This is a genomic window from Dyella sp. PARNA 12/25 (genome assembly GCF_055702865.1).
On the sequence record NZ_JBVQCI010000014.1, the window covers coordinates 38602 to 62722 of the forward strand.

General features: G+C 63.3%; 20 protein-coding genes and 1 other RNA gene. 15 read left to right on the plus strand and 6 right to left on the minus strand.

The genetic code is table 11. The annotated features are described in order from the left end of the window. Positions 1-12 precede the first annotated feature (12 nt). The 12 genes from AC0GUR_RS19660 (at position 13) to AC0GUR_RS19715 (ending at position 14353) form a co-directional block, all read left to right on the plus strand. Positions 13-1317 carry an ABC transporter permease gene (locus AC0GUR_RS19660; protein WP_472879205.1) on the plus strand — a complete coding sequence of 435 codons (1305 nt, stop codon included), beginning with the start codon at positions 13-15 and terminating at the stop codon, positions 1315-1317. Positions 1318-1329: 12 nt separating this feature from the next. After that, complete coding sequence (locus AC0GUR_RS19665; protein WP_472879206.1) at positions 1330-2553, plus strand: ABC transporter permease; 1224 nt, start codon at positions 1330-1332, stop codon at positions 2551-2553. A 14-nt stretch (positions 2554-2567) separates the two neighbouring features. Then, a complete protein-coding gene (locus AC0GUR_RS19670; RefSeq protein WP_472879207.1) occupies positions 2568-3890 on the plus strand; it encodes an ABC transporter permease in 1323 nt (440 codons plus the stop codon). After that, positions 3890-5104, plus strand: a complete 1215-nt coding sequence (locus AC0GUR_RS19675; protein ID WP_472879248.1) for an ABC transporter permease — start codon at positions 3890-3892, stop codon at positions 5102-5104. The genes AC0GUR_RS19670 and AC0GUR_RS19675 overlap by 1 nt, the downstream gene beginning before the upstream one ends. Positions 5105-5205: 101 nt before the next feature. Next, positions 5206-7011: a DUF885 domain-containing protein gene (locus AC0GUR_RS19680; RefSeq protein ID WP_472879208.1), complete on the plus strand. Its 1806-nt coding sequence runs from the start codon at positions 5206-5208 to the stop codon at positions 7009-7011. Positions 7012-7124: 113 nt separating this feature from the next. Then, a non-coding RNA gene (locus AC0GUR_RS19685) (sX9 sRNA) lies at positions 7125-7200 on the plus strand. A gap of 123 nt (positions 7201-7323) precedes the next feature. Next, positions 7324-8661, plus strand: coding sequence for a sigma-54-dependent transcriptional regulator (locus AC0GUR_RS19690; RefSeq protein ID WP_472879209.1), 1338 nt, complete (start codon positions 7324-7326; stop codon positions 8659-8661). A 64-nt stretch (positions 8662-8725) separates the two neighbouring features. Continuing rightward, complete coding sequence (locus AC0GUR_RS19695) at positions 8726-9034, plus strand: hypothetical protein (RefSeq protein WP_472879210.1); 309 nt, start codon at positions 8726-8728, stop codon at positions 9032-9034. A gap of 28 nt (positions 9035-9062) precedes the next feature. Next, a complete protein-coding gene (locus AC0GUR_RS19700; protein WP_472879211.1) occupies positions 9063-10445 on the plus strand; it encodes a sensor histidine kinase in 1383 nt (460 codons plus the stop codon). A gap of 68 nt (positions 10446-10513) precedes the next feature. Continuing rightward, on the plus strand, positions 10514-11467 hold the full coding sequence (locus tag AC0GUR_RS19705) for an SPFH domain-containing protein (RefSeq protein WP_472879212.1): 954 nt from the start codon (positions 10514-10516) through the stop codon (positions 11465-11467). A 13-nt stretch (positions 11468-11480) separates the two neighbouring features. Then, entirely contained in the window at positions 11481-11927 is a 447-nt protein-coding gene (locus tag AC0GUR_RS19710) for an NfeD family protein (protein WP_472879249.1), read from the plus strand. A gap of 1151 nt (positions 11928-13078) precedes the next feature. After that, positions 13079-14353 (plus strand): threonine/serine exporter family protein, encoded by a 1275-nt coding sequence (locus AC0GUR_RS19715; protein ID WP_472879213.1) that lies wholly within the window; start codon positions 13079-13081, stop codon positions 14351-14353. Between the two features lie 66 nt (positions 14354-14419). On the opposite strand, the gene AC0GUR_RS19720 is transcribed toward AC0GUR_RS19715, so the two are convergent. The 3 genes from AC0GUR_RS19720 to AC0GUR_RS19730 all read right to left on the minus strand — a co-directional run bounded on the left by AC0GUR_RS19720 (position 14420) and on the right by AC0GUR_RS19730 (position 17447). Then, the gene (locus AC0GUR_RS19720; protein WP_472879214.1) at positions 14420-14746 is read right to left on the minus strand and encodes an H-NS histone family protein; all 327 of its coding nucleotides are present in this window, start codon (positions 14744-14746) and stop codon (positions 14420-14422) included. 265 nt (positions 14747-15011) lie between these two features. Next, positions 15012-16709, minus strand: coding sequence for a proline--tRNA ligase (locus AC0GUR_RS19725; protein WP_472879215.1), 1698 nt, complete (start codon positions 16707-16709; stop codon positions 15012-15014). Between the two features lie 300 nt (positions 16710-17009). After that, complete coding sequence (locus AC0GUR_RS19730; protein WP_472879216.1) at positions 17010-17447, minus strand: DUF4124 domain-containing protein; 438 nt, start codon at positions 17445-17447, stop codon at positions 17010-17012. Positions 17448-17555: 108 nt separating this feature from the next. Between AC0GUR_RS19730 and pssA the strand changes: the two genes are divergently transcribed. From pssA to rimI, 3 genes are read left to right on the plus strand one after another with little or no spacing between them, the layout of a single operon-like run. After that, a complete protein-coding gene (gene pssA, locus AC0GUR_RS19735; RefSeq protein ID WP_472879217.1) occupies positions 17556-18326 on the plus strand; it encodes a CDP-diacylglycerol--serine O-phosphatidyltransferase in 771 nt (256 codons plus the stop codon). Continuing rightward, entirely contained in the window at positions 18326-18808 is a 483-nt protein-coding gene (locus tag AC0GUR_RS19740; protein ID WP_472879218.1) for a hypothetical protein, read from the plus strand. Before pssA ends, AC0GUR_RS19740 begins: the two co-directional genes overlap by 1 nt. Positions 18809-18814: 6 nt before the next feature. Next, complete coding sequence (gene rimI / locus AC0GUR_RS19745) at positions 18815-19288, plus strand: ribosomal protein S18-alanine N-acetyltransferase (protein ID WP_472879219.1); 474 nt, start codon at positions 18815-18817, stop codon at positions 19286-19288. 115 nt (positions 19289-19403) lie between these two features. Here rimI and AC0GUR_RS19750 read toward each other — a convergent pair whose 3' ends face one another. The 3 genes from AC0GUR_RS19750 to AC0GUR_RS19760 all read right to left on the minus strand — a co-directional run bounded on the left by AC0GUR_RS19750 (position 19404) and on the right by AC0GUR_RS19760 (position 23974). Beyond that, on the minus strand, positions 19404-22232 hold the full coding sequence (locus AC0GUR_RS19750; protein WP_472879220.1) for a valine--tRNA ligase: 2829 nt from the start codon (positions 22230-22232) through the stop codon (positions 19404-19406). A gap of 308 nt (positions 22233-22540) precedes the next feature. After that, positions 22541-23608: a uroporphyrinogen decarboxylase gene (gene hemE / locus AC0GUR_RS19755; RefSeq protein WP_472879221.1), complete on the minus strand. Its 1068-nt coding sequence runs from the start codon at positions 23606-23608 to the stop codon at positions 22541-22543. Between the two features lie 105 nt (positions 23609-23713). Continuing rightward, complete coding sequence (locus AC0GUR_RS19760; protein ID WP_472879222.1) at positions 23714-23974, minus strand: WGR domain-containing protein; 261 nt, start codon at positions 23972-23974, stop codon at positions 23714-23716. Positions 23975-24121 lie beyond the last annotated feature (147 nt).

The following is a 24121-nucleotide window of genomic DNA, read 5'->3' on the forward strand; positions in this document are numbered from 1 at the left end:
AAGGGGAGACCTATGTTCAGCTATTACCTGGACCTCGCGTTGCGCAGCCTCAGGCGCAACAAGATGCTGACCGGCCTGATGGTGCTTGCCATCGCCCTGGGCATCGGCGCGAGCATGACCACGCTGACGGTACTGCATGTATTGTCGGGCGACCCGTTGCCGGGCCGCAGCGCATCACTGTTCTATCCACAGCTCGATCCACGCGAGATGGACGGCTATGACCCGAGCAAGGAGCCTCCCGCGCAGGTGACGTGGATCGACGGCATGAACCTTCTGCACGCCAAACGTGCGGATCGCCAGGCCCTGATGACTGGCGGCTCCGTGCCGGTGCAACCGAGCCAGTCGGGGATCGACCCGTTCTACAGCGAAGCGCGTTACACCTCCAACGAGTTCTTCAATCTGTTCCAGGTGCCGTTTCTTTATGGACACGGCTGGAACGAGTCGGAGGACGACGCCAAGGCGCGCGTCGTGGTGATTTCGCGCACGCTCAACGACAAGCTGTTCGGCGGCAAAGACAGCACCGGCCAGACGCTACGCATCAAGGATGTTCCTTTCCAGGTGATAGGCGTGCTCGATACATGGCGCCCCAATCCGCATTTCTACGACCTGTACATGGGGCGATATGCGACTTCGGAAGACGTGTTCGTGCCGCTGACCACCTCGCGTGACGTGCGCCTTGAACACGATGGCTCCACCGACTGCTGGGGCTCCGGTGGCGGTGATGACGAACATGCGGAAACCCAGCCCTGCGTATGGCTGCAGTTCTGGGTGCAGCTGGATGGCGCCGCCAAGGTGGTCGCTTACAAGGAGTTCCTCACCCACTACTCGCAGGAGCAGAAGGCGATGGGCCGCTTTCAGCGCCCGGTGAACGTGCGCCTGCCGGTACTGATGGAGTGGATGGACATCAACAAGGTCGTGCCTGGCGACGTGAAGCTGCAGGCCTGGCTGGCATTCGGTTTCCTGTTGGTGTGCCTGGTCAACACGGTGGGGCTGATGCTGGCGAAGTTCCTGCGCCGTTCCGGCGAACTCGGCGTACGTCGTGCACTGGGTGCCTCCAAGCGCGAAGTGTTCATGCAGCTGCTGGTGGAGTCGGGCGTGATTGGCCTGGCGGGTGGCATCGGTGGCTTGCTGCTCGCCATTCTCGGCTTGTGGCTGGTCCGTCTGCAGCCGTCGGACTACGCCTCACTGGCGCATCTGGACCTGAAGATGCTGCTGACCACGTTCCTGCTCGCCGTCGGTTCCACCCTGTTGGCGGGGCTGCTGCCTGCTTGGCGCGCCTGCCAGATCACACCTGCGCTGCAATTGAAGAGCCAGTAAGGAGCACACGCGATGGATATTCTTCCGATTCTCTCCACGTTGCGCCGTCACAAGATCACTGCTTTCCTGGTGATCATCGAAATCGCACTGACCTGCGCCATCGTGTGCAACGCGGTGTTCATCATCAATCAGCGGCTTGACCGCATGAACATGCAGAGCGGTGTGGATGAGCACCGGCTGGTGCATGTCATCATGGCGGACATCGGCGTTACCAAGGACCAGAAGGCGCGTACGGCAGAAGACCTGGCCGCGTTGCGGCAAATCCCCGGAGTGGCCAGCGTAGCTTCGGTCATGCAGCTGCCGTTCGGCAATTCCTCATCGAATGCCGGCATCAAGCTCGACCTCAAGCAGAATCAGCCCACGCTGCTTGCCACGCTGTACTCGGGCGAAAATCTGCTGCCGACCTTCGGCACTCAGTTGGTGGCTGGTCGTGACCTCGCGCCAGACGAGTTCATTGACTTCGATGAGGTGGTGCGCGCGGCGGCATCCAAGGAAGCCAAGTCGGTACCCCATTCGGTGGTGATTACGCAGAACATGGCCGACCGCTTGTGGCCGGGGCAATCGGCGCTAGGCAAGCAGTTTTACATTGCCGATTGGCCGTTGACCGTGGTCGGTGTCGTCAAGGAGCTGATTCGCCCCTACATCCAGAACGATGCGGATCGCAGTTACAGCATGTACCTGCCCATGCGCGAGTCGCGTGGCGATTACGTCATTCGCACCCAATCGCCACAAGATCGCGAGCGCGTGCTGACGGCGGCTGTAGCCAAGCTGAAGCAGATCAACGCGCATCGCGTTGTGCTGAAGAAAATGACCATGGACGACATGCGCCATGATTTCTTCCAGAACGACCGCGCCATGGCCGGCTTGCTGGTGGGGGTCTGCATTGCGCTGCTGGTGGTGACGGCGCTGGGCATCGTTGGCCTCGGCAGTTTCTGGGTGGCGCAGCGGCGTCGGCAGATCGGCGTGCGACGGGCACTCGGTGCGACGCGCAGCAACATCCTGCGTTACTTCCAGACCGAGAACTTTCTGCTGGCCACCATCGGCATCGTGCTCGGCATGGTGCTGGCTTACGGCATCAATCTGCTGCTGATGCTGCATTACGAGCTGCCGCGATTGCCCGCGATCTATTTCCCGGTGGGCGCCGTGTTGCTGTGGATCATTGGACAGCTGGCGGTGTTGGGCCCGGCCATGCGTGCTGCGGCCGTGCCGCCGGTGGTGGCGACCCGATCGGTCTGACCGGAGGCGACGGCATGTTCGGGTATTACCTGGATCTGGCTTTTCGCAGCCTCAGGCGCAACAAGGTGCTGACGGCGCTGATGGTGTTGGCCATCGCCGTCGGCATCGGCGCCAGCATGACGACGCTGACGGTGATGCACTTGTTGGCAGGTGACCCGGTGCCGACGCGCAGCGGCACGCTGTATTACCCACAGATTGACCCGGACACCTCGCCAGGCGAGCGCCAAGAGCCGAATGACGTGATGGACTATCACTCGGCTGTTGACTTGTGGGGTGCCCGACGCGCGGATCGGCAGACGATGGTCACCAGTGCGCCGATCAAGGTGCGCGTCGCCGACAGCAAACAGCCGGCCCTGATGATTCAGATGCTGGCGACTACCGCCGATTTCTTTCCGATGTTCGATGTGCCGTTTCAGTACGGCGATGGGTGGGGTCGGGCAGATGACGAGAAACACGCGCGCGTGGCCGTGATTTCAGCGCAACTCAACGACAGGTTATTTGGGGGCGCCAATAGTGTGGGGCGCACCATTCGCTTGCGCGATGCGGATGTACGCATCGTAGGGGTGCTGAAGCCTTGGCGGCCCTCGCCGCAGTTCTACGAAGTGGCTGGCGGACGCTTCTCCAACGGCAATACCGCCGCGTTCTACGCGAAGCCGGAGGATGTATTCATACCCTTCTTCACCGGACTGGAGTTGGGGGAGGGGAACTTTGGCGTCTTCAATTGCTGGCGCGTGCCCGACAACTTCACTCGGCTACAGGACAAGGCGTGCACGTGGATTGCCGTGTGGGTGCAGTTGAACAGTGCGGCCAAGGCGCGCGATTACACGCAATTCGTTGCCGATTACGCGGCGCAGCAGAAAGCGCTTGGGCGCTTCGTGCATGCAGACAATACGCGACTGCGGAGTCTGATGCAGTGGCTCGACTACAACCATGTCGTGCCTGGTGATGTGCGCCTGCAAACCTGGCTGGCTTTCGCCTTTCTCGCCATTTGTCTTTTCAACACGGTGGGGCTGTTGCTGGCCAAATTCCTGCGCCGGTCGGGGGAGATCGGCGTGCGACGCGCGCTAGGTGCGAGTCGGCGTGCGGTGTTCGCGCAATACCTGGTGGAGGCCGGAGTCATTGGTCTGTTGGGTGGTGTCGGTGGCTGGCTGCTCACCTTGGTCGGACTGTGGCTGGTGAGGCGGCAGCCTGCTGAGTATGCCGACATGGCACACCTGGACCTGTCCATGTTCGTTGTGACGTTTACCCTCGCTGTCGCAACAAGCTTGCTGGCCGCCTTGCTGCCTGCACTCAGGGCCAGCCGCGTGGCCCCAGGCCTGCAACTGAAGACGCTATGATGAACCTTCATCCGATCCTCGTCGCCCTGCGCCGGCATCGACTCGCGACGGCGCTCATCGCGTTGGAAATAGCGCTTGCTTGCGCCGTGCTGTGCAATGCCTGCTTTCTCATTGCCGGGCGCATCCGCGCGATGGATGTGCAAAGCGGGGTCGACGAAGCATCGTTGGCGGTCATCAAACTGACCGGGTTCGAGGGCAGTCAGGCCAGCGATCTCAACGCGCGTGTCCTTTCAAGTTTGCGTAGTGTGGCAGGCGTGCAGTCGGCTACGGTGACCAACACGGCGCCCTTTGGGGAGAAACTGAGCACGGGGGGTGTCATCACGGGCAAGGAGCCGGGTGCGAGCAGGGCCGTGGTGGATTTCTACGTAGGCGGTCCCGGTACGTTCAAGGCGATGGGTCTGCACCTCATGGATGGCCGACTTTTGCAGCCGGACGAGTACCGCCCCTTCACCAGCTTCGTGCCTGACGACGCGTCCGTGCTGATTTCGCGTTCACTTGCGCAGCACTTGTGGCCGAACCAGGATCCGCTGGGGCGAGAGTTGTGGTGCGACCGGCTGCACTTCCGCGTGGTCGGTGTGCTGGACCATCTCGTTCGCCCCAATCCGGGGGCCTTCGCACAGGACCGGGCGGAATGGACCGTGTTCGTCGGCGGCGCGCCGGGGCCGGGGTTCGCAGGCACCTATCTGCTGAAAGCCGATCCCGCTCAATTGCCCCGCGTGTTGCGCGATGCCAAAGAGGCCGTGATGCGCGTCGCCCCCGATGCTGTGCTCGATCAGGAATACAGCCGCATGCTGAAAGAGCTGCGCGATAACCGCTTCCACCAGGATCGCATCATGGCTGGCATGCTGGTTGGCATCATCGTCGCATTGCTGCTGGTGACGGCGCTGGGCATCGTGGGCCTGGCCAGTTTCTGGGTGCAGCAGCGGCGCAAGCAGATCGGCATCCGCCGTGCCATCGGGGCTACGCGGCGCGATATCTTGCGTTACTTCCAGACCGAGAATTTCCTTATCGTCAGCGGCGGTATCGCGATAGGCATGGTGCTGGCTTTCGTGCTGAACGTCCTGCTGATGAAGTTCTACGAACTGCCGCGACTACCCCTGTATTACCTACCGGTGGGGGCTATCGTGCTGTGGACGCTCGGTCAGCTGGCTGTGCTCGGGCCAGCCTTGCGGGCGGCCTCGGTGCCACCGGTGGTGGCCACACGCTCGGTGTAAAGGCGTAGGGTTCCGGTAAGCCCAACCGTGCGCTTCGGCACGGGTTGCAAGCCGGGCCTGGGTAGACAATAAATGTCCAACTTAACCGGAGGGATGGCTTCATGAAGATCGGACCGCGCATGCTGCTGGCGAGCGTGATGATGTCGGCAGCGTACGTTGCCTCGGCACAGGCCGCCCCGGCGGACGTTGCCACGCGCGTAAAGGCGCTCAACACCATTCTCGCCGAGCAGTGGCAGCACACACTGGAAACGCAACCTGAGTTCGCCACGATCCTCGGCGATCTGCGCTACAACAATCAGTGGTCGGATGCCTCGCCGGCTTACAACGATCGCGAGTACGCCGCGGACAAGGCGTTCCTGCAGCGTCTGCAGGCCATCGATACCACTGGCTTCTCGGAAGAAGACAAGCTCAACCAGCAGTTGATGGTGCGCCGTCTTTCCGATGCGGTGAAGGAGCACGAGCTGAGGCTCGACCAGATGCCGCTGGAGCAGATGAGCGGTGCCCATCTGCGCCTGGCGGGCTTCGTCAGCTCCATTCCGTTCGACAACACCAAGGAATACGACGATTACCTCGCGCGCCTGAAGGCGGTGCCGAAGCTGTTCGATCAGGTCACCGAAACCGCACGCTTGGGCTTGAAGAACAACATGATGCCGCCCAAGTATCTGCTCGAGAAGGTGGTGACGCAGATCGACAGCATCGCCAAGCCGGCCGGCATGGACAGCCTGTTTGCCGAACCGCTGAAGCACTTCCCCAAGTCGGTGTCGGCTGCGGATCAGAAGCGTCTGCACGACGCGATTCTTGCCGCTATCGACCAGCAGGTGCGCCCGGCGTACGCCAAGCTCGGCGAGTTCGTGGCGAAAGAATATGCGCCGCACGGTCGCACGGAACCGGGCGTGTGGCAGTTGCCCCACGGTGATGAGATCTATCGTCACCAGGTGGCGACCATGACCACCACCAACGAGAGCCCCGAGCGCATTCACGAGATCGGTCTCTCGGAAGTGAAGCGTATCGAAGACGAAATGACGGTGATCGCCAAGTCGCAGGGCTTCAAGGACCTGGCCAGCTTCCGCGCGTCGCTCGAGAGCAACCCCAAGACCCACGCGACGTCGCGTGAAGACATTCTCAACCGCTACCGCACCTACATTGCCGGTATGCAACCGGAGTTGCCCAAGCTGTTCGGCCTGCTGCCCAAGACCAAGGTGGAAGTGGTGCCGGTGGAAGCGTTCCGCGAGAAGGAAGCCGCCGCCGCTGAATACCAGCAGGGCACGCCGGACGGCTCGCGTCCGGGCAAGGTGTTCGTCAACACGAGTGATTTCGCCAACCGCAGCGTGCTGACCATGGAGTCCACCGCCTATCACGAAGGCGTCCCCGGTCATCACATGCAGATTGCCATTGCGCAGACGCTGCCAGGCCTGCCGCCGTTCCGTCAGCAGGCCGGCTACAACGCCTACATCGAAGGCTGGGCGCTTTACGCCGAGCGTCTGGGCAAGGAAATCGGCTTCTACAAGGACCCGCTGTCGGACTACGGTCGCCTCTCGGACGAGCTGCTGCGTGCTGATCGCCTGGTGCTGGATACCGGCGTGCACTCCAAGCACTGGACGCGCCAGCAGATGGTGGACTTCTTCCACGCTCATTCCAGCGAGGACGAGCCGGATGTGCAGGCCGAAACCGACCGTTACATCACCTGGCCGGGTCAGGCGCTGTCGTACAAGATGGGGCAGCTGAAGATCCTCGAGCTGCGTGAACACGCCAAGAAGGAGCTGGGCGACAAGTTCGACATCCGCAGCTTCCACGACCAGATCCTCAACGGCGGCGCACTGCCGTTGGATGTGCTGGAAGCCCGCATCGACACCTGGATTGCCGCTGTGAAGGCCGGCAAGGCACCGGTGCACCCGGTAAAGAGCTGAGGGGACCCGCAGCCCTCCTTCGCTACGGCGGAGGAGGGCTGGACGGCCCTCAGAGCCGCTTACAAAACGACTGCGCGACCGTCTGGCGGGCGCGTTCGGTGCTCGGAATCCTCATGGTCGACCAGTACACTCCGGTTCCTGCGCGCCGCCCGCGCCCACCAGCCGGCCGCTCGCTACGTTTTGTTAGCGACTCTTGGTTCCTCCTCCAGCCTTGCGCGGGGATGACTTTTTTCCTGGTCGGCGAAAAATCGCGCCGAACATGGCAACCTTTTGGCGTGGAGCTGCATCCACGTCTACATGTGCAAGCGACGAATGCGAACCGTACTGATCATTGACGACAACCCGGCCGTGGGCGAGGCGCTTTCGCTCGCTCTATCGCTGCATGAAATCCGCCCGCTGACCGCGCTGACGCCCGAACAGGGCCTCGCGCTGCTGGAAAGCGAACGGATCGACGTGGTGATCCAGGACATGAATTTCACTGCCGATACCACCTCGGGCGAGGAGGGTATCGCGCTGTTCCGCGCCATTCGCCAGCGCCATACCGACCTGCCGGTGATCCTGCTCACGGCCTGGACCCATCTGGAGACGGCGGTGGAGCTGGTAAAGGCTGGCGCCGCCGACTATCTCGCCAAGCCGTGGGATGACGCCAAGCTGCTGCAGACGGTGGAGAACCTGCTGGAGCTTTCCGAATCCACCCGCGAGGTGACCCGGGCCCGCAACGAGCGTCGCAAGCGCCGCGAGGATCTGCAGCGACGCTACGAACTCGACGGGCTGGTGTTTGCCTCCGAAGCGATGGCACGCACGCTCGATCTGGCCTGCCAGGTGGCGCGTTCCGATGTGCCCGTACTCATCACCGGCCCCAACGGCGCCGGCAAGGAGCGCATTGCGGCCATCGTGCACGCGAACTCCGCGGTCAAGCGCGGCGCTTTCGTGGCAGTGAACTGCGGTGCGCTGCCGGGTGAACTGATCGAAGCGGAATTGTTCGGCGCCGAGGCAGGTGCCTATACCGGCGCCAACAAGGCACGCGAAGGTCGCTTTGAACTGGCTGATGGCGGCACGCTGTTCCTCGATGAGATCGGCAATCTGTCGCTGTCAGGTCAAGTGAAGCTGCTGCGCGTGCTGGAAACCGGCCAATTTGAGCGACTGGGCTCGGGCAAGACCCGCCACGTGAAGGTGCGTGTGCTCAGTGCCACGAACGCCGACCTGAAGGCAATGATCCGCGCGGGCACCTTCCGCGAGGATCTTTACTACCGCCTCAACGTGATCGAAGTGAACCTGCCACCACTGTCCGAGCGTGTCGACGACATCCTGCCGCTGGCCGAGCACTTCCTCGGTGGCCGTGCGGAGCTCAGCGACGTGGCGCGCGAAGCGTTGCTGACCTATCCCTGGCCGGGCAACGTGCGCGAGCTGAAGAACGCGATCGAGCGTGCTGCGCTGCTGGCGGGCGATGGTCGCATTTCGCCCGAGCAGCTCAACTTGCCACAACTCGCTCCCTCGATTGCACGCAACCTGGATGAGCCCAGCCGCGAATCCGTGGAAGCGGCGCTGGAGAAGGCGGGCGGCGTGGTCAGTCGGGCGGCGACGGCTCTGGGTCTGTCGCGGCAGGCGTTATATCGGCGCATGGAGCGCTACGGCCTGGCGCAGGCCTGACGCTAGCGGATTGCTCCGGGCGCAATGGGCTAGCATGATGTCGGTTGCGCCGATGGAGTCCGCCATGCGCTATCGCCATTTGCTGCTTGTTGCCAGTTTGCTGTGCGCCAACGCCGTGGCACAGCAGGTTTCGCCTCAGGCCGGGCAGGCCAGTGACCGCTGGGGCCCGTTGCCTTCAAGTGCTGCGACTACCGGTGCCTATCGCGATACCTTGAGCACCGCGGCCACCGAAGCTCAGCGTTTCAATTTCAGTGACCAGCCCGGCAAGGACAAGGCGCCGCCTGACCAGACGCCGATCCGGGTCATCATCAACCGTGGTTATGGACCACACGTCAATTGCGTACCGATGGGAATAGGTGGCGCGTGTCATTGAAGCCGGCGGGTACCGAGGGAGAGAAGGGATGTTGAGCGGCTTTCGTTCGCTTGAGTCGCGCATGGTGCTGCTGATCGGATTCGCTGGCGTGACTGGCGCGCTTATGTACGCCGGCGTGACGCAATGGCCACTGCCGCAGATCCTGGTGTGGATGAAGCATGACCTCGGCGTCAACATGGGTGCGCCCGCGCATTTCGACTTCTACGGCGGCATGATCGTTTCGGTGGCCTTGCTGCTGCCGCTGTCGTTCTGGTTGGGTCATCGCGTGATGGCGCCCGTCACCCGTTTGCTGCGTGCCCTGGAAGGCGCGGTGGCCAGTTACCGTGACGGCGATTTCAGTTTCTCCATTGCAGCGACCCGTCGCGATGAACTGGGCGAACTGATCCGCATGCATAACGCGCTGGGCCAGACCCTGCGCGAGCAGCGCCAGAATCTCGCCCAGCGCGAACTGCTGCTCGACACCGTGGTGCAGAACACGCCGGTCGCGCTGGTGCTCACCGATGCCAGTGGTCGCGTCACTTACGCCAACATCGCTGCACGTCACCTGTTCAACGACGGGCGCACGCTGCATGGCCTCGATTTCGTCGAGCTGCTCCGCGACAGCCCGGAGGCGCTGCGCCGTGCCGTGGAAGGTGGCGAGGATGCCTTGCTCACCGTGGAGATGGACGGTGGCGAAGAAACCTTCCACTTGTCGCAACGAAGCTTCCGCCTGCAAGGCCGCCCGCATCGGCTGCAGCTGTTCCGCCGCATGACGCGTGAGCTGTCGCGGCAGGAGGTGTCGACGTGGAAGCGTGTCATACGGGTGATCAGCCACGAATTGAACAATTCACTGGCGCCCATCTCGTCGCTCGCCCATTCCGGCGCCGAGCTTGCGCGTCGTGGCGACACCACGCGGCTGCCCGGCGTGTTCGCCACCATCGGCGAACGTGCGCGCCATTTGCATGGATTCATCGCCGGCTATGCCAGCTTCGCCAAACTGCCAGCGCCGCAGCCGGTGGCCATCGCATGGCAACCGTTCCTCGATAGCCTGGCCTTGCACTGCAAGTTCCAGTTGAAGGGCGCCATACCCGAACAACCCGGCTGGTTCGATACAGCGCAGATCGAACAGGTGCTGATCAACCTGGTGAAGAACGCGCACGAATCAGGCAGTGCGGAAGAAGGGGTGTCGCTTTCGTTGGCGGTGATTGGCCGCGACCTGCGCATCGAAGTGGCCGATCGTGGCCCCGGCATGAGCGAAACGGTGCTGGCGCAGGCCTTGCTGCCGTTCTACTCCACCAAGCGATCGGGCACGGGTCTGGGCTTGGCGCTGGCGCGTGAAATCGTGGAAGCCCACGGTGGACGCATTGCCTTGGCCAACCGGGAAGAGGGCGGCCTGCGCGTTAGCCTCCTGCTGCCCGTGGGGCCGAAGTAGCCCGTTGTCAGGCGGGAGCAAGCCTCGCCTATACTCCCGGCATCGTTCATGGATGTGGAGCTCAGGCAATGGGACAGCTGTTTGCATTGGTCGTGGTGGTGGTGGCGGTTATCGTGCTCGCCAAGTTGGTGCGCATCGTTCCGCAGGGTTACGAGTGGACGGTGGAGCGCTTTGGCCGCTATACGCGCACGCTCAGCCCTGGCCTGCATTTCCTCGTACCTTTCATCTACAGCATCGGGCGCAAGATGAACATGATGGAACAGGTGCTGGATGTTCCCTCGCAGGACGTAATCACCAAGGACAACGCCGTCGTGCGTGTCGATGGCGTGGTGTTCTACCAGGTACTCGATGCCGCCAAGTCTGCCTATGAAGTGGCCAACCTCGAGCAGGCTGCCCTGGCCCTGATCATGACCAACATCCGCACGGTGCTCGGCTCGATGGACCTCGATGAATCGCTGAGCCAGCGCGACGCGATCAACGCCAAGCTCCTGAGCGTGGTGGATGAGGCGACCCATCCGTGGGGCGTGAAGGTCAACCGCATCGAGATCAAGGACATCGCACCGCCGCGCGATCTGGTCGATTCCATGGCGCGTCAGATGAAGGCCGAGCGCGAAAAGCGCGCCAACATCCTGGAAGCCGAAGGCCTGCGTCAGGCTGCGGTATTGAAGGCCGACGGTGAAAAGCAGTCGGCGATTCTCCAGGCCGAAGGCAAGAAGGAAGCCGCGTTCCGCGAAGCCGAGGCGCGCATCCGTCTGGCCGAAGCCGAAGCGGAGGCCACCAAGATGGTGTCCGAGGCAATCGCCAACGGCAACGTCAACGCGCTGAACTACTTTGTCGCCAACAAGTACGTCGAAGCGTTGAAAGAAATGGCCCACTCGCCCAATCAGAAGATGCTGCTGTTGCCGATAGAAGCCACCGGTATCCTCGGCTCGCTCGCTGGTATTGCCGAACTGGCCAAGGAATCGCTGGGCCAGCAGCAGGGTGGTAACACCGGTCGCAACATCCCGCCGCCGGCGCGCTGAGCGGAGACGCATGATGGAAGCCGTCGCGCTGCATTATTGGTGGTGGATTCTCGCGTTGGTACTGATCGCCGCGGAGGTGATGCTGCCGGGCTACTTCCTGCTATGGATCGGTATTGCTGCCGGCGTCACCGGGTTAGTGACGCTGGTGCTTCCCGCTCTGTCCGAGCTTGCCCAGGCGTTGGTTTTCGTGGTGCTGGCGTTTCTGTCCTGCGCCGCGTTCTGGTACGGCGTGCGCCCTCGCTTGATGCGTGATGAGCCGGGCAATGCGAAGCTCAATCGGCGCGGTGAGCAGAAGATTGGGCAGCGTTATGTGTTGGCGGAGGCCATCGTGAACGGGCGTGGCAAGGCCAAGGTGGGTGACAGCCTGTGGCTGGTGCTGGGGCCAGATTTGCCGGTGGGGAGCATGGTGGAGGTGGTGGGGGTGGATGGGACGGCGTTGTTGGTGAGGGCGGTGGAGTAGGTGGCTTAATCCGCTACGCGTTGTTCTGACGTCCCCTGTGCAATTGAAATGGCTGCTCTTGGCTCCCTCTCCCCTCCGGGGAGAGGGTTGGGGTGAGGGGCGGGTGCTAGCCTCAGCGTTTCCTAAGCACCGTCACCCCGGCGAGGGCCAGGGTCCAGTGGCGTTATCGCTTGGTCGTCGCGATACGGCGACCTGGCTCGCCTGCCGCGGGCTTCCGACCTCCTGCCGGAGGCCGGGTCACTTTCTCTTGCTTGCCCAAGAGAAAGTAACCAAAGAGAAGGGCACCCCCGCTTGGCGCTGGCCGATGAAGCCGGCCAGTCCGTGAGGGGCGGCCGCACAGGGGGCCCGACGATCAAGAGTGCAAAGCCAAGAGCCAACGCCAAGAGCCAACGCCGCCTTGTAGGAGCGCGCTCGCGCGCGATCGCAGAGTGTTGTCGTTACCTCATGGGGTGCCTATCGCGTGGCCTAGCTCTACGGAAGATCGCGACGCGGCGGTCGCGCACAAGTGCGCTCCTACAGAAGAGCCGGGGCCCTGCGTCGCCAAGCGAGCCTCAGCTTTAAGCCCTCTTGGCATCGACGCGTTGCGGGGTAGCCGCAGTGTGGCGGCGTTGCGCCTGTCGCAATCCGAGCTCCGGAACCTTCAGTGCTTGTATTCCGCGCCATGCAGAGCACCTCTGCGCTAGGGCGCGTTGCGGTGTAGCCGTACCGTGTGTCGGATGGACCGATCGGTGCCGAATATCGAAGCCTCCAAAGCTTGTATTCAACACGACGCTACGAGAGCTCCAAAGGCCGTTTTCTTTGGGTTACTTTTGACGCGAAGCTAATCCCCGTGGGACTTTTGGGCCAGCAAAAGAAAAGTGACTCGGCCTTCGGCAGAAGGTCGAAACGCCCGCCGCGTCCCACGGGACTAGCTCCGCGTCGTAGGCGGCATGCTGGCGGGAACGCCCGGCGAGAACCAAGCGCAAAGTCACTGGACCCCGGCCTACGCCGGGGTGACGAGAGGAATCGTCGCCGCAAGCAAGACCTCAAACCCCAACATCATCACCCCTGACAATAGCCATCCAAATCAGTTCTACTACCCCCATGCACCTCGCCTCTCGCTCCCCCAACAACACGCCGTCCACGGCCCCCACCACGTGGACCGCAACGCAATGAATCACCCCACCGTCCTTACGCCATTGGCGCTGGCTCCACTGAACACGCGCATCGCGTTTCTGCTGGAACTGGCCCGCCGACTGCACCAGTACGGCACAGCCGCGCCGCGTCTGGAGGGCGCGATTGCGGGTTCTGCGCAGCGTCTGGGGTTGCAAGCGGATGTGTGGTCCAGCCCTACCGCCATCATCATTTCATTCACCGACCTCGCACAGGGTGAGGACGAGGTGGCGCAGGTGACGCAGGTGATGCGGCTGGCACCGGGTGATGTGAATCTGGCACGTCTGTGCGAGGCGGATGCGATCGCCGACAAGGTGATCGCGGGTGATATCGAACTGCGTGAAGGGTTTCGTCTGCTGCGTGATCTGGGGCGGCCCGACACGCGGCGTGCGCAGGCGGGCGTGATTGCCAGCTATGGGCTGGCCGCGGCCAGCGTGGTGGCATTGCTGCTGCACAGCTCTTGGGCTGACCTGATCACGGCGTTACTGATTGGTCTCATCATCGGCACCATCACTGTACTGTCGGCAACGCGTCCGCGCTTGGCGGTGGCCAGTGAGGCGATCAGTGCGCTGGTGGCAACCCTCATTGCCATCGTGGTCAGTGAGTTCGTGGTGCCATTGGCGATCAAGTCGGTGATTCTGGCCGGGTTGATCGTGTTGATGCCCGGCATGGCGCTCACTACGGCGGTGCGTGAGATTTCCAGCCAGCATCTGGTGGCGGGCGTGGCGCGCATGGGCGGCGCGATTGCGACCTTGATCAAGCTTACGTTCGGTACCGTGGCGGCGACGCAGCTTTGCCATGCTTTCGGCATTGAGGGGCGGGACTATGCGTTGCCGCCGCTACCAGCGTGGACGGACTATCCCGCGCTGCTCGTCGGCGCTTTCGCGTTTGCTGTTTCTTTCCGGGCAGCCCGCCGTGACTGGCTGGTGGTGATGGCGGCGGTGGTGTTGGGTTACCTGGCGACCCGCTGGGGCGGCGCGTTGGCGGGCAAAATTCCCGCGGCGCCATTTGGCGTATTCCTGGGCGGTCTCACGCTTGGCAGCCTGGCCAATGTTTATGCGCGTTTCGTGCATCGGCCGGGCGCGATCATTCGCGAGCCGGGCATTATCTTGCTGGTACCGGGTAGTGTGGGGTTCCGTAGCGTATCGTCCCTGCTCGAACGCAATACCACGCTGGGACTGGATACCGGCATGCTGCTCATTACCTTGCTGATTGCCTTGGTGGCCGGGCTATTGTTTGGTGATTTGCTGGTCGCGCCACGCCGATCGTTGTAACGCAATGAATAGATAAAAAAACGCCGGCGCAGGGCCGGCGTTTTTCATGTGCGGAATGACTAGCAATCAGATCGCCAGATCCTTTTCCTTTTTGCCCGCCTTCAGCGCATCGCTGAACCAGCGCGGGCGCTTGCCGCGACCCGACCAGGTCTGCTCCGGGTCAGCCGGGTTGCGATATTTCGGGGCTACCGTGCCGCCGCTGCGGCGGGTCTTGGTGGCACGTGCGTGGCCGAAAATGTCCTCGAACGCATAACCTTCGGCTTTGATCAGTGCGTGAATTTTCTCACGCAATTTGGCCACCTTTTCCTTGCGCAATTCACCCTGGCGCTGCTGGGCCTTGCTGATCAGGTCATTGAGCTGATTATGGTTCAGATTCTTGATGTCAACTGCCATACGTAACTCCCGGGGTAAGTGCGGCTAGGTGAAACGTGCACCACGACGTAGGCAGTGCATTTTTAGGGGTTTTTGATACTCGCAGATATATCCGTGTATTGCAAAACGTTATATGGCATTAAATGGACTGCCAAATTATTAGTTACATTTGGGATTAACTGTGTAATGGATGGATGCTTTCGGTTGCCGAAAGTTCGTATCCAGGCTCCGTAAAAGAAAACGGCCGCGATAGCGGCCGTTTTCCAACACCCCATGGCGAAGTCGCTTAGCCCAACAGCGAGAACAAGTCATCCTGGGTAATGGCGCGCGCCTCCGCTTCATGGCGGGCGCGGTATTCCAGGGTGCCGGCGGCGAGGCCGCGCTCACTGACCACCACGCGATGCGGGATGCCAATCAGCTCCATGTCCGCAAACATGGCGCCCGGGCGCAGGCCGCGGTCGTCGAGCACGGTTTCGACGCCGCGCTGCTGCAGCTCGCGATAGAGCGATTCCGCGGCCTGGGCAATCTCCGGGGAGTTCTTGGGGTTGATCACGCACACTGCCACGCGCCACGGCGCCATGGGTTCCGGCCAGATGATGCCGGCGTCGTCATGGCGCTGCTCGATGGCGGCCGCCACGATGCGGCTGACGCCGACGCCGTAGCAGCCCATCAGCATCACCTGGGCCTTGCCGTTCTCGTCGAGTACGGTGGCCTTCAGCGCTTCGGCGTACTTGTTGCCTAGCTGGAACACGTGGCCGACCTCGATGCCGCGCGCCATGCGCAAGGTGCCCTTGCCGTCCGGCGAGGCGTCGCCCTCGACCACCTTGCGGATGTCGTCCACACGGGTGACGCGAGCGTCGCGATCCCAGTTGGCGCCGGTGTAGTGGGTGCCGTCCTGGTTGCCGCCGCAGACGAAGTCGGCAAGCACGGCGGCACTGCGGTCGACGATGACCGGAATCTCCGCAGGCAGGCCCGCCGGTCCGATAAAGCCCGGGCGCGTGCCGGTGAGGGCAAGGATTTCCTCTTCGGAGGCGAGCTCCGACTCGCCCGGCATCTCGGCCAGCTTGCCGGCCTTCACTTCGTTGATCTCGTGGTCGCCACGCACGCACAGCGCCACCAGACCTTTGGTGCCACGCACGAGAATGGTCTTTACGCACTGCTGCGGCGATACCTTGAGGAAGGCAGCGACGTCATCGATGGTCTTCTGCGTCGGCGTGTCCACACGCTGCAGCGCGGCGGCTGGTGCCGGGCGCGCCGTGGTGGGCGCCAGTGCCTCGGCCTTTTCAATGTTGGCGGCGTAGTCGGAGCCGTCGGAGAACGCGATGGCGTCTTCCCCTGAATCGGCCAGCACCTGGAATTCGTGGCTGGCGTTGCCGCCAATGGCGCCGGTATCGGCCTGCACGGCGCGGAACGTCAGGCCCAGGCGGGTGAAGATGCGGGAGTACGCCTGGTACATGGCGTCATAGGTTCCCTGCAGCGACTCCTGGGTCAGATGGAAGGAGTAGGCATCCTTCATCAGGAATTCGCGCGCACGCATGACGCCGAAACGAGGACGGATCTCGTCGCGGAACTTGGTCTGGATCTGATAGAAGTTCACCGGCAGCTGCTTGTAGCTCTTCAGCTCATTGCGCGCGTAGTCGGTGATCACTTCTTCGGCGGTGGGCGCGTAGCAGAACTCCTGCTCTTTGCGATCCTTGATCTTCAACAGCTGCGGGCCGAATTTCGCCCAGCGGCCGCTTTCTTCCCACAGCTCCTTGGGCTGGATGGTGGGCATCAGCAGCTCGACGGCGCCGGCGCGATCCATTTCCTCGCGCACCACCTGCTCGACCTTGCGCAGCACGCGCAGGCCCAACGGCGACCAGGTGTACAGACCGGCGGCCAGCTTGCGGATCATGCCGGCGCGCAACATCAGCCGATGGCTGGCAATTTCGGCGTCGGCGGGGACTTCCTTGACGGTGGCCAGGTGGAATTGGCTAAGGCGCATGCGTACGGATCCGGCGGTGAAAGAGGCCGATTATAGCGATGCGGGGGGCTTGGGGGCCGGACTTGGATTCGTGAGTTATACCCGTCGTGGCGCCCGCACAGCCCCCTCACCGTCATCCCCGCGAAAGCGGGACAAGCGCGAAGCGCGCAGAACGCTCGCAGGGCGGCCCCGAAGGGGCGAGCGCAGCGAGTCATCCAGTGCCTTTCAAGCGTCAAGGGCAGCCGAAGTCACTGGATCCCCGCTTTCGCGGGGATGACGGTGAGGGGCTGTGCGGGCGGTGCAGAGAATTTGAGGCGAGGCTCAGCCGCCGGAGCAGTACTGCTTGTACTGGGCTTCGGCCGTGGCGGTCTGCTGCTGGCGCTGATCGGCGTCGATCAGCTTGTCCTGGCCGTCCTGCTGCATGACGACCGGGCCGCCACCCTTGAGGGTGTCGAGGTTGTGCTGGATTGATTCGCACAGTTTGGCGCGGTTGTCCGGCGTGTCCTGCACGGGCAGCGAGGACTCGGCCGGCTTGGAGGCAGGCGCACCGGCACTGTTCTGGGTGCTGGACGGGGTCGGCTCAGAGGTCGTCAGCGGCTCCACGGTGCCGGAGGTGGTCACCTTGTTGTATTTGGTGCCCTGCGGGGGCGGCGCGTCGGAATAGTGCACGGTGCCATTGGCGTCCTTCCACTTGTACGCCTGGGCGGCAACCAGGGGCGCGACGAGCAGCAGCGCGGTGGCAATCAACAGGCGACGCATGGGCAGACTCCAAGGCTTTTGACAGGGTGCGCATTTGTTAACACCCCCTCCGGCCGGACTCAAGCGGATGATGGTTTACACTGCGCGTATTCCGTCACGGATTGATTCATGAGCGACAGTACGCCCGTCCGCACCCCTCGTCACCGGGGTATTTATCTGCTGCCGAACCTGTTTACCACCGGCGCGATGTTTGCGGGTTTCTACGCGATCGTGGTGAGCATCAGCGGCGACTACAGCGCGGCGGCCATTGCCGTCTTCGTGGCGGCCCTGCTGGACGGCATGGATGGCCGGGTTGCCCGTTTGACCAACACGCAGACCGAGTTCGGTGTGCAGTACGACTCCCTTTCCGACCTCGTCAGTTTCGGCCTGGCGCCGTCTCTGGTGATGTACACCTGGTCGCTGTCCACGTTGCGCGACTATGGCCCGACCTGGGGCAAGATCGGTTGGGCAGCGGCGTTTGTGTATGCCGCCTGCGCCGCCTTGCGCCTGGCCCGCTTCAACACCCAGGTTGCCGTGATCGACAAGCGGTATTTCCAGGGGTTGGCCAGCCCTGCGGCGGCGGCGGTGTGCATGTCGTTCGTGTGGAGCATGGACAAGTTCGGCATCGTCGGCGCCGAGGTGTGCTTCATCACGCCGGTGCTGGCGGTGGTGGTGGGCCTGCTGATGGTCAGCAATTTCCGCTACTACAGCTTCAAATCGTTGCCGATGGGCGACCGCGTGCCGTTTCTGTGGGTGCTGATCGGCGTGCTGGTGCTGGTGCCGTTCTTCATCGATCCGCCGCGCGTGCTGTTTGCCGTGTTCACCCTGTACCTCTTGTCCGGCCCGGTGATGACCCTGTGGGGGCGCGCCACGCATCGTCGGCGTAGGGGCGTGGCCTGATGGCTGCTACGCACGCACCCCTGGTCCATCGCGAGCGCGTATTGCGTGCGCTAGGCGTGATGCCGTGGGTACGTCGTGCGGCTGCGCCGGCCGACGTGGCCGCCGAGCAGCCGGTGACGGAAGCCACAGCCGCCATGATCGCGGGTGAGTGTGTGGTGCTGCTTCCTGCAGGCTGTTCGCCGCGTGAGCTGGATCTGGTCGGCCGTGCACTGCTGAGTTACGGCCCGGCCGTGGCGCGTGCCCCGCGCATCGAAGTGGCCGACGGCAAGCTGCCCGCCACGCCGGAAGCACGGGCCTATCTGGTCTTTGGTGAGGCACAGGCGCATGCGCTGGGGCGCGAATTGCCTGCCGCCGCGCTCAGCAAGGCGCATATCGTGCTGGCCGACGAGCCTTCCAGCGTGCTGGGCTCGGCGGCAAGCAAGCGTCGCCTGTGGAATGCGCTGCGCAGTTTGCGGCGTGCGTTGGCGCAGCGAACGGATTGACCACCCATGGTCGCCGTCGCTCGCCCTCATGCTGAGATCCGCGCCATGCGGCGCGACGATCTTCCGGCCGTGGCGGCCATGGAGGCGGCGTCCTATGACTTTCCCTGGACGCAGGGCATCTTCGGCGACTGCTTGAAGGCAGGTCACCCGTGCTGGGTGATGTGGGTGGAAGGCGTCATGGCGGGTTACGGCGTGTTGTCCGTCGCCGCTGGCGAAGCGCATGTGCTCAATGTGTGCATCGGACCGGCCCATCGAGGTTTGGGGCTGGGGCGGCTCCTGTTGCGGCGCCTGCTGGATATTGCACGTTGGAATGGGGCGGGGCGCGTGTTTCTGGAAGTGCGGCCGTCGAATCCGGTGGCCCAGGATCTCTATCGGTCGATTGGGTTCGAGGAGATCGGTCGGCGGCCGAAATATTACCCGGCGAAGGATGGGCGGGAGGATGCCATCGTGATGGCGTTGGATCTGCAGTCCGCTCCCTGATTCGAAATCACTACTGCAGGAGCGCACTTGTGCGCGACTGACCTGCGACGCGGCAAGATTTTTGCGTCGCGGTCGCGCACAAGTGCGCTCCTACAGAGAAAGCAGAAGCCGGGCGTCAGCCTAGCTTCTGCGCCTGCTCACGCAATGCATTGAGCTGCGTGGTCCAGTCAGTGATGCGCTGACGCTCCTGCGCCACCACTTCGGCCGGTGCGTTCGCCACGAAGTTGGCATTGCCCAGCTTGCCTTCGCACTTCTTGATCTCGCTTTCGATGCGGGCGATTTCCTTGCCCAGGCGAGTCTTCTCTGCACCCAGGTCGATCAGGCCGGCCAGCGGAATCAGCACGCGCATCGAACCGACCACGGCAGCCGCTGCGGCAGGTTCGTCGGCGCCAGCTTCAATCCACTGCGGTGCGTCGACACGGGCCAGGAAGCTGATCTGTGCGGCGAACTTGGCGGCACGTGCGCGATCGGTGGCGTCGCCGTCGGCAAGCAGCAGCGGAATGGTCTTGCCCGGTGCGATGTTCATTTCCGCGCGGATGCGGCGGATGCCGCTCAGTACGTTCTTGAACCATTCGATCTCGGCGGTGGCAGCTTCGTCTGCAGTGATCTCATCCGCACGCGGCCACGGGCGCTGCATCAGCACGTCGTCAGTGAGGCTGAGCTTGGGCGCAACGGACTGCCAGATTTCCTCACTGATGAACGGCACGATCGGGTGCAGTGCACGCAGCACGGTTTCCAGCACCACCACCAGCGTGTGGCGGGTGGAAGCGGCAGCGAGTGCGTCATCGCCATTCAGTGCGGGCTTCGACAACTCGAGGAACCAGTCGCAGAACTCGTTCCAGGTGAACTCGTACAGCTCTTGCGCCAGCAGGTCGAAGCGGTAGCTGGCGAAGTGTTGCTCCACATCGGTCAGCGTCTGCTTGAGGCGGGTGAGAATCCAGCGCTCGGCTTCGGTGACCGGCGCACCGTTCGGTGCCGGCAGCGGGCCTTCGGGCAGGTTCATCAGCACGAAGCGCGCGGCATTCCACAACTTGTTGCAGAACGCCTTGTAGCCTTCGGCGCGCTTGATGTCGAAGTTGATGGTGCGGCTGTAGCTCGCGAGCGCGGCGAAAGTGAAGCGTAGCGCGTCGGTACCGATGGCGGGGATGCCGCTCGGATAATCCTTGCGGATGCGCTTCTCCACCTTCTCGCGCACCTGCGGAATCAGCAGCGACTTGGTGGATTTCTCCACCAGCGGCTCCAGTTCGATGCCGTCGATCAGGTCGAGCGGGTCGAGCGTGTTGCCCTTGGATTTGGACATCTTCTGGCCTTCCGCATCACGCACGATGGCGTTGATGTAGACCTCGCGGAAGGGCACGCGTCCGGTGAAGTACTTGGTCGCCATCACCATGCGGGCGACCCAGAAGAAGATGATGTCGAAACCGGTGACCAGCACGGCGCTGGGCAGGTAGATCTGGTCGTGCTGCCAGTCGGCCACGACGTCGCCGTGTTCGTTCTTCACCGGGCCCTGCATCGGCCAGCCCATGGTGGAGAACGGCCACAATGCCGAGCTGAACCAGGTGTCCAACACGTCGTGGTCTTGCGAGAGCGCGCCGACCGGTTCGATGGTGGCGTGCGCACGCGCATCGGCCTCGTCTTCACCCACGAAGATGTTGCCGGCTTCGTCGTACCACGCCGGAATGCGATGGCCCCACCACAGCTGGCGGCTGATGCACCAGTCCTGGATGTTGTCCAGCCACTGCGTGTAGGTGGTGCTCCAGTTTTCCGGCACGAACTTGATGTCGCCGCCGCGCACGGCGTCCAGCGCCGGCTCGGTGATGGCCTTGCGGCCGCCCGGACGTCCATCTGCCTGCACATCAGAGGTGAGGTCGAGGAACCACTGGTCGGTGAGCATTGGTTCGATCACCGCATCCGAGCGCTGGCTCACCGGCACCTGCAGCTTGTGCGACTTGGTTTCGACCAGCAGGCCCTCGGCCTCCAGGTCGGCGAGCACGGCCTTGCGCGCTTCGTAACGATCCATGCCGCGATACTTTTCGGGCGCGTTCTCGTTGACCTTGGCATCAAGCGTGAAGATGTTGATCGGCGCCAGGTTATGACGCTGGCCGATGGCGTAGTCGTTGAAGTCGTGCGCCGGGGTGATCTTGACGAAGCCGGTGCCGAACTCGCGGTCGACGTAGTCGTCGGCAATCACCGGAATCTCGCGACCGCTCAGTGGCAGACGCAGCATCTTTCCGATCAGGCGGGCGTGGCGTTCGTCTTCCGGATGCACGGCCACGGCGACGTCGCCCAGCATGGTTTCCGGACGTGTGGTGGCGACCACGACACTGTCGGCACCATCCACGGTGAAGTAGCGGATCGACCACAAATGACCGTCACGCTCGACGTTGTTCACTTCGAGATCGGACACGGCCGTGCCCAGCAGCGGGTCCCAGTTCACCAGACGGTTGCCGCGATAGATCAGGCCCGCGCGGTACCACTCCACGAACACCTTGCGCACGGCTTCCGAGAGGCCGTCGTCCATGGTGAAGCGTTCGCGTGACCAGTCGGCAGCGGCACCTATGCGGCGCATCTGGTTGGTGATGGTGGAGCCCGACTCCTCCTTCCAGCGCCACACGCGTTCGACGAAGGCTTCGCGGCCCAGGTCATGGCGCGTCTGGTCGTTGGCGGCCAGCTGGTTCTCCACGATCTTCTGCGTGGCGATGCCGGCGTGGTCGGTGCCCACCTGCCACAGCGTGTTCATGCCGCGCATGCGCTGGTAGCGGATCAGCATGTCCATCACGGTCTGCTGGAACGCATGGCCCATGTGCAGCGTGCCCGTGACGTTCGGCGGTGGCAGCAGGATGCAGTACGGCTCGCCATGACCGGAGGGCTTGAAGTCGCCACTGGCTTCCCAGCGGGTGTACCACTTCGACTCGATCTGGCTGGGCTCGAAACTCTTGTCCATCGGGGGCTCGTCAGTGCGCGCCGGGGTGGGCGCGGGGAGATGGTTATGTAAAGCGTCGATTGTACGGGCGGGGGGCTTGGGGTGCCATTTTTAGCAGGTTGCCCACCAGTCGATACCGCGCATAAGCCCCTCACCGTCATTCCCGCGAAAGCGGGAATCCAGCGCCTTTTAGCTCTTTGACCAACCGCCAGGGCGAAAGACGCTGGATTCCCGCTTTCGCGGGAATGACGGGTAGGAAGGGTCTTGGCAAGCACCCACCCTTCACCCCAGTCCCCCTCCCTGTAATGGAGAGAGGGAGAAAGCCGGACTCAGCCGCGCAGCTGACGGCTGTACGCGTGCACTTCGTCCACCAGCACCTTCACGTGCTCCGGATTGACCTCGGGGGTGATGCCGTGGCCCAGGTTGAACACGTGACCAGGGTGGTTGCCGTAGCTGTCGAGCACGCGGCGTACCTCGCGGCGGATCACGTCGGGGCTGGCGAGCAGGATGCTGGGGTCCAGGTTGCCCTGCAGGGCGACGCGGCCGGCCACAGCCTGGCGGGCGTCGGCGAGGTCGATGGTCCAGTCCACGCCCAGGGCCGCACAGCCGGTATCGGCCATGGCAGCCAGATGCTGGCCGGCGCCCTTGGAGAACAGGATCACGGGCAGCTCACGGCTGGCCGGGTGGGCTTTCAGCGCGTCCACCAACTGGGCCATGTAGCGCAGGGAAAACTCGCGGAACGGTGCGGGGCCGAGCATGCCGCCCCAGGTGTCGAACACCATCAACGCCTGGGCGCCGGCCTCGGCCTGGGCGATCAGGTAGGCGGCTACCGATTGGGCCAGGGTTTCCAGCAGCTGGTGGGCGAGCAGGGGTTCGTTCCAGCACATGGCCTTGAGGTGGCCGAAGTCGCGGGAGCCATGGCCTTCGACCATGTAACAAGCCAGTGTCCACGGGCTGCCGGAGAAGCCGATCAGCGGCACGCGGCCATGCAGTTCGCGCCGGATCAGGCGCACCGCATCCATCACATAGCGCAGTTCGCCGTCCATGTCCGGCACGCCGAGCCTGTCGATATCGGCCTTGGTGCGCACCGGGTGCGCGAACTGCGGGCCTTCGCCATGGGCAAAGCTCAACCCCAAACCCATTGCGTCAGGAATAGTGAGGATGTCGGAGAACAGGATCGCCGCGTCCAGTTCGAAGCGTTCCAGCGGCTGCAGGGTTACCTCGCAGGCGAGTTCCGGGCTCTGCGCCAGCGCCATGAAGCTGCCGGCGCGGGCACGGGTGGCGCGGTATTCCGGTAGGTAGCGGCCTGCCTGGCGCATCACCCATACGGGCGTGGTGTCGGTGGCTTCGCGGCGCAGAGCGCGCAGGAAACGGTCGTTCTGGAGCGCTTCGATCATGGGCAATCCTGACATCGGGGAGTGAGTTGAGAGGAGCGGGAAGGGAGAGAAGGACGGGAACGTGGCGACGAAGCGCGCTTTCTCTCACTCCTCTTCACTCACGTCTCAACTTCCGTAAGGGCCATCGAGGCCTTGACTGAACATCACGCGGAAGCCGCGCTTGAGTTGCGCGTCGCGTGCCTTTTCGAACGCCGCCATGGCGTCCTCACGCTCAAGGAACTGTTCGCGCTTGAGCGTGGCCTTGCCGCCCTGCACGCCGGATTCGCGATATAGCGTCCAGCCGCCGAGCAGATCCTGCTCCAGGGTGATCTGGACATAGCGCGGCGCCTCGGCAGAAGCGGTCATGGCTTGCAGGTATAGGCGCATGGAATCCGGTGTCGAAGGAAGGAGGCACGATGCCGCAGAACCCGCATTCTAGAAGGCTTGGGCCTTCAGGGGCGAGTGTGGCGATGCGTCGCGTGGCCTAAGCGCGTCGTGCAGACCGGGTGGCGAGGGGCGTGGAGACGCTGCGGT

Bases quoted from the DNA above. Each gene is read 5' to 3' on its own strand.
- AC0GUR_RS19660 (WP_472879205.1), top strand. From the start codon at position 13: ATGTTCAGCTATTACCTGGACCTCGCGTTGCGCAGCCTCAGGCGCAAC.
- AC0GUR_RS19665 (WP_472879206.1), top strand. From the start codon at position 1,330: ATGGATATTCTTCCGATTCTCTCCACGTTGCGCCGTCACAAGATCACT.
- AC0GUR_RS19670 (WP_472879207.1), top strand. From the start codon at position 2,568: ATGTTCGGGTATTACCTGGATCTGGCTTTTCGCAGCCTCAGGCGCAAC.
- AC0GUR_RS19675 (WP_472879248.1), top strand. From the start codon at position 3,890: ATGAACCTTCATCCGATCCTCGTCGCCCTGCGCCGGCATCGACTCGCG.
- AC0GUR_RS19680 (WP_472879208.1), top strand. From the start codon at position 5,206: ATGAAGATCGGACCGCGCATGCTGCTGGCGAGCGTGATGATGTCGGCA.
- AC0GUR_RS19690 (WP_472879209.1), top strand. From the start codon at position 7,324: ATGCGAACCGTACTGATCATTGACGACAACCCGGCCGTGGGCGAGGCG.
- AC0GUR_RS19695 (WP_472879210.1), top strand. From the start codon at position 8,726: ATGCGCTATCGCCATTTGCTGCTTGTTGCCAGTTTGCTGTGCGCCAAC.
- AC0GUR_RS19700 (WP_472879211.1), top strand. From the start codon at position 9,063: ATGTTGAGCGGCTTTCGTTCGCTTGAGTCGCGCATGGTGCTGCTGATC.
- AC0GUR_RS19705 (WP_472879212.1), top strand. From the start codon at position 10,514: ATGGGACAGCTGTTTGCATTGGTCGTGGTGGTGGTGGCGGTTATCGTG.
- AC0GUR_RS19710 (WP_472879249.1), top strand. From the start codon at position 11,481: ATGGAAGCCGTCGCGCTGCATTATTGGTGGTGGATTCTCGCGTTGGTA.
- AC0GUR_RS19715 (WP_472879213.1), top strand. From the start codon at position 13,079: ATGAATCACCCCACCGTCCTTACGCCATTGGCGCTGGCTCCACTGAAC.
- AC0GUR_RS19720 (WP_472879214.1), bottom strand. From the start codon at position 14,746: ATGGCAGTTGACATCAAGAATCTGAACCATAATCAGCTCAATGACCTG.
- AC0GUR_RS19725 (WP_472879215.1), bottom strand. From the start codon at position 16,709: ATGCGCCTTAGCCAATTCCACCTGGCCACCGTCAAGGAAGTCCCCGCC.
- AC0GUR_RS19730 (WP_472879216.1), bottom strand. From the start codon at position 17,447: ATGCGTCGCCTGTTGATTGCCACCGCGCTGCTGCTCGTCGCGCCCCTG.
- pssA (WP_472879217.1), top strand. From the start codon at position 17,556: ATGAGCGACAGTACGCCCGTCCGCACCCCTCGTCACCGGGGTATTTAT.
- AC0GUR_RS19740 (WP_472879218.1), top strand. From the start codon at position 18,326: ATGGCTGCTACGCACGCACCCCTGGTCCATCGCGAGCGCGTATTGCGT.
- rimI (WP_472879219.1), top strand. From the start codon at position 18,815: ATGGTCGCCGTCGCTCGCCCTCATGCTGAGATCCGCGCCATGCGGCGC.
- AC0GUR_RS19750 (WP_472879220.1), bottom strand. From the start codon at position 22,232: ATGGACAAGAGTTTCGAGCCCAGCCAGATCGAGTCGAAGTGGTACACC.
- hemE (WP_472879221.1), bottom strand. From the start codon at position 23,608: ATGATCGAAGCGCTCCAGAACGACCGTTTCCTGCGCGCTCTGCGCCGC.
- AC0GUR_RS19760 (WP_472879222.1), bottom strand. From the start codon at position 23,974: ATGCGCCTATACCTGCAAGCCATGACCGCTTCTGCCGAGGCGCCGCGC.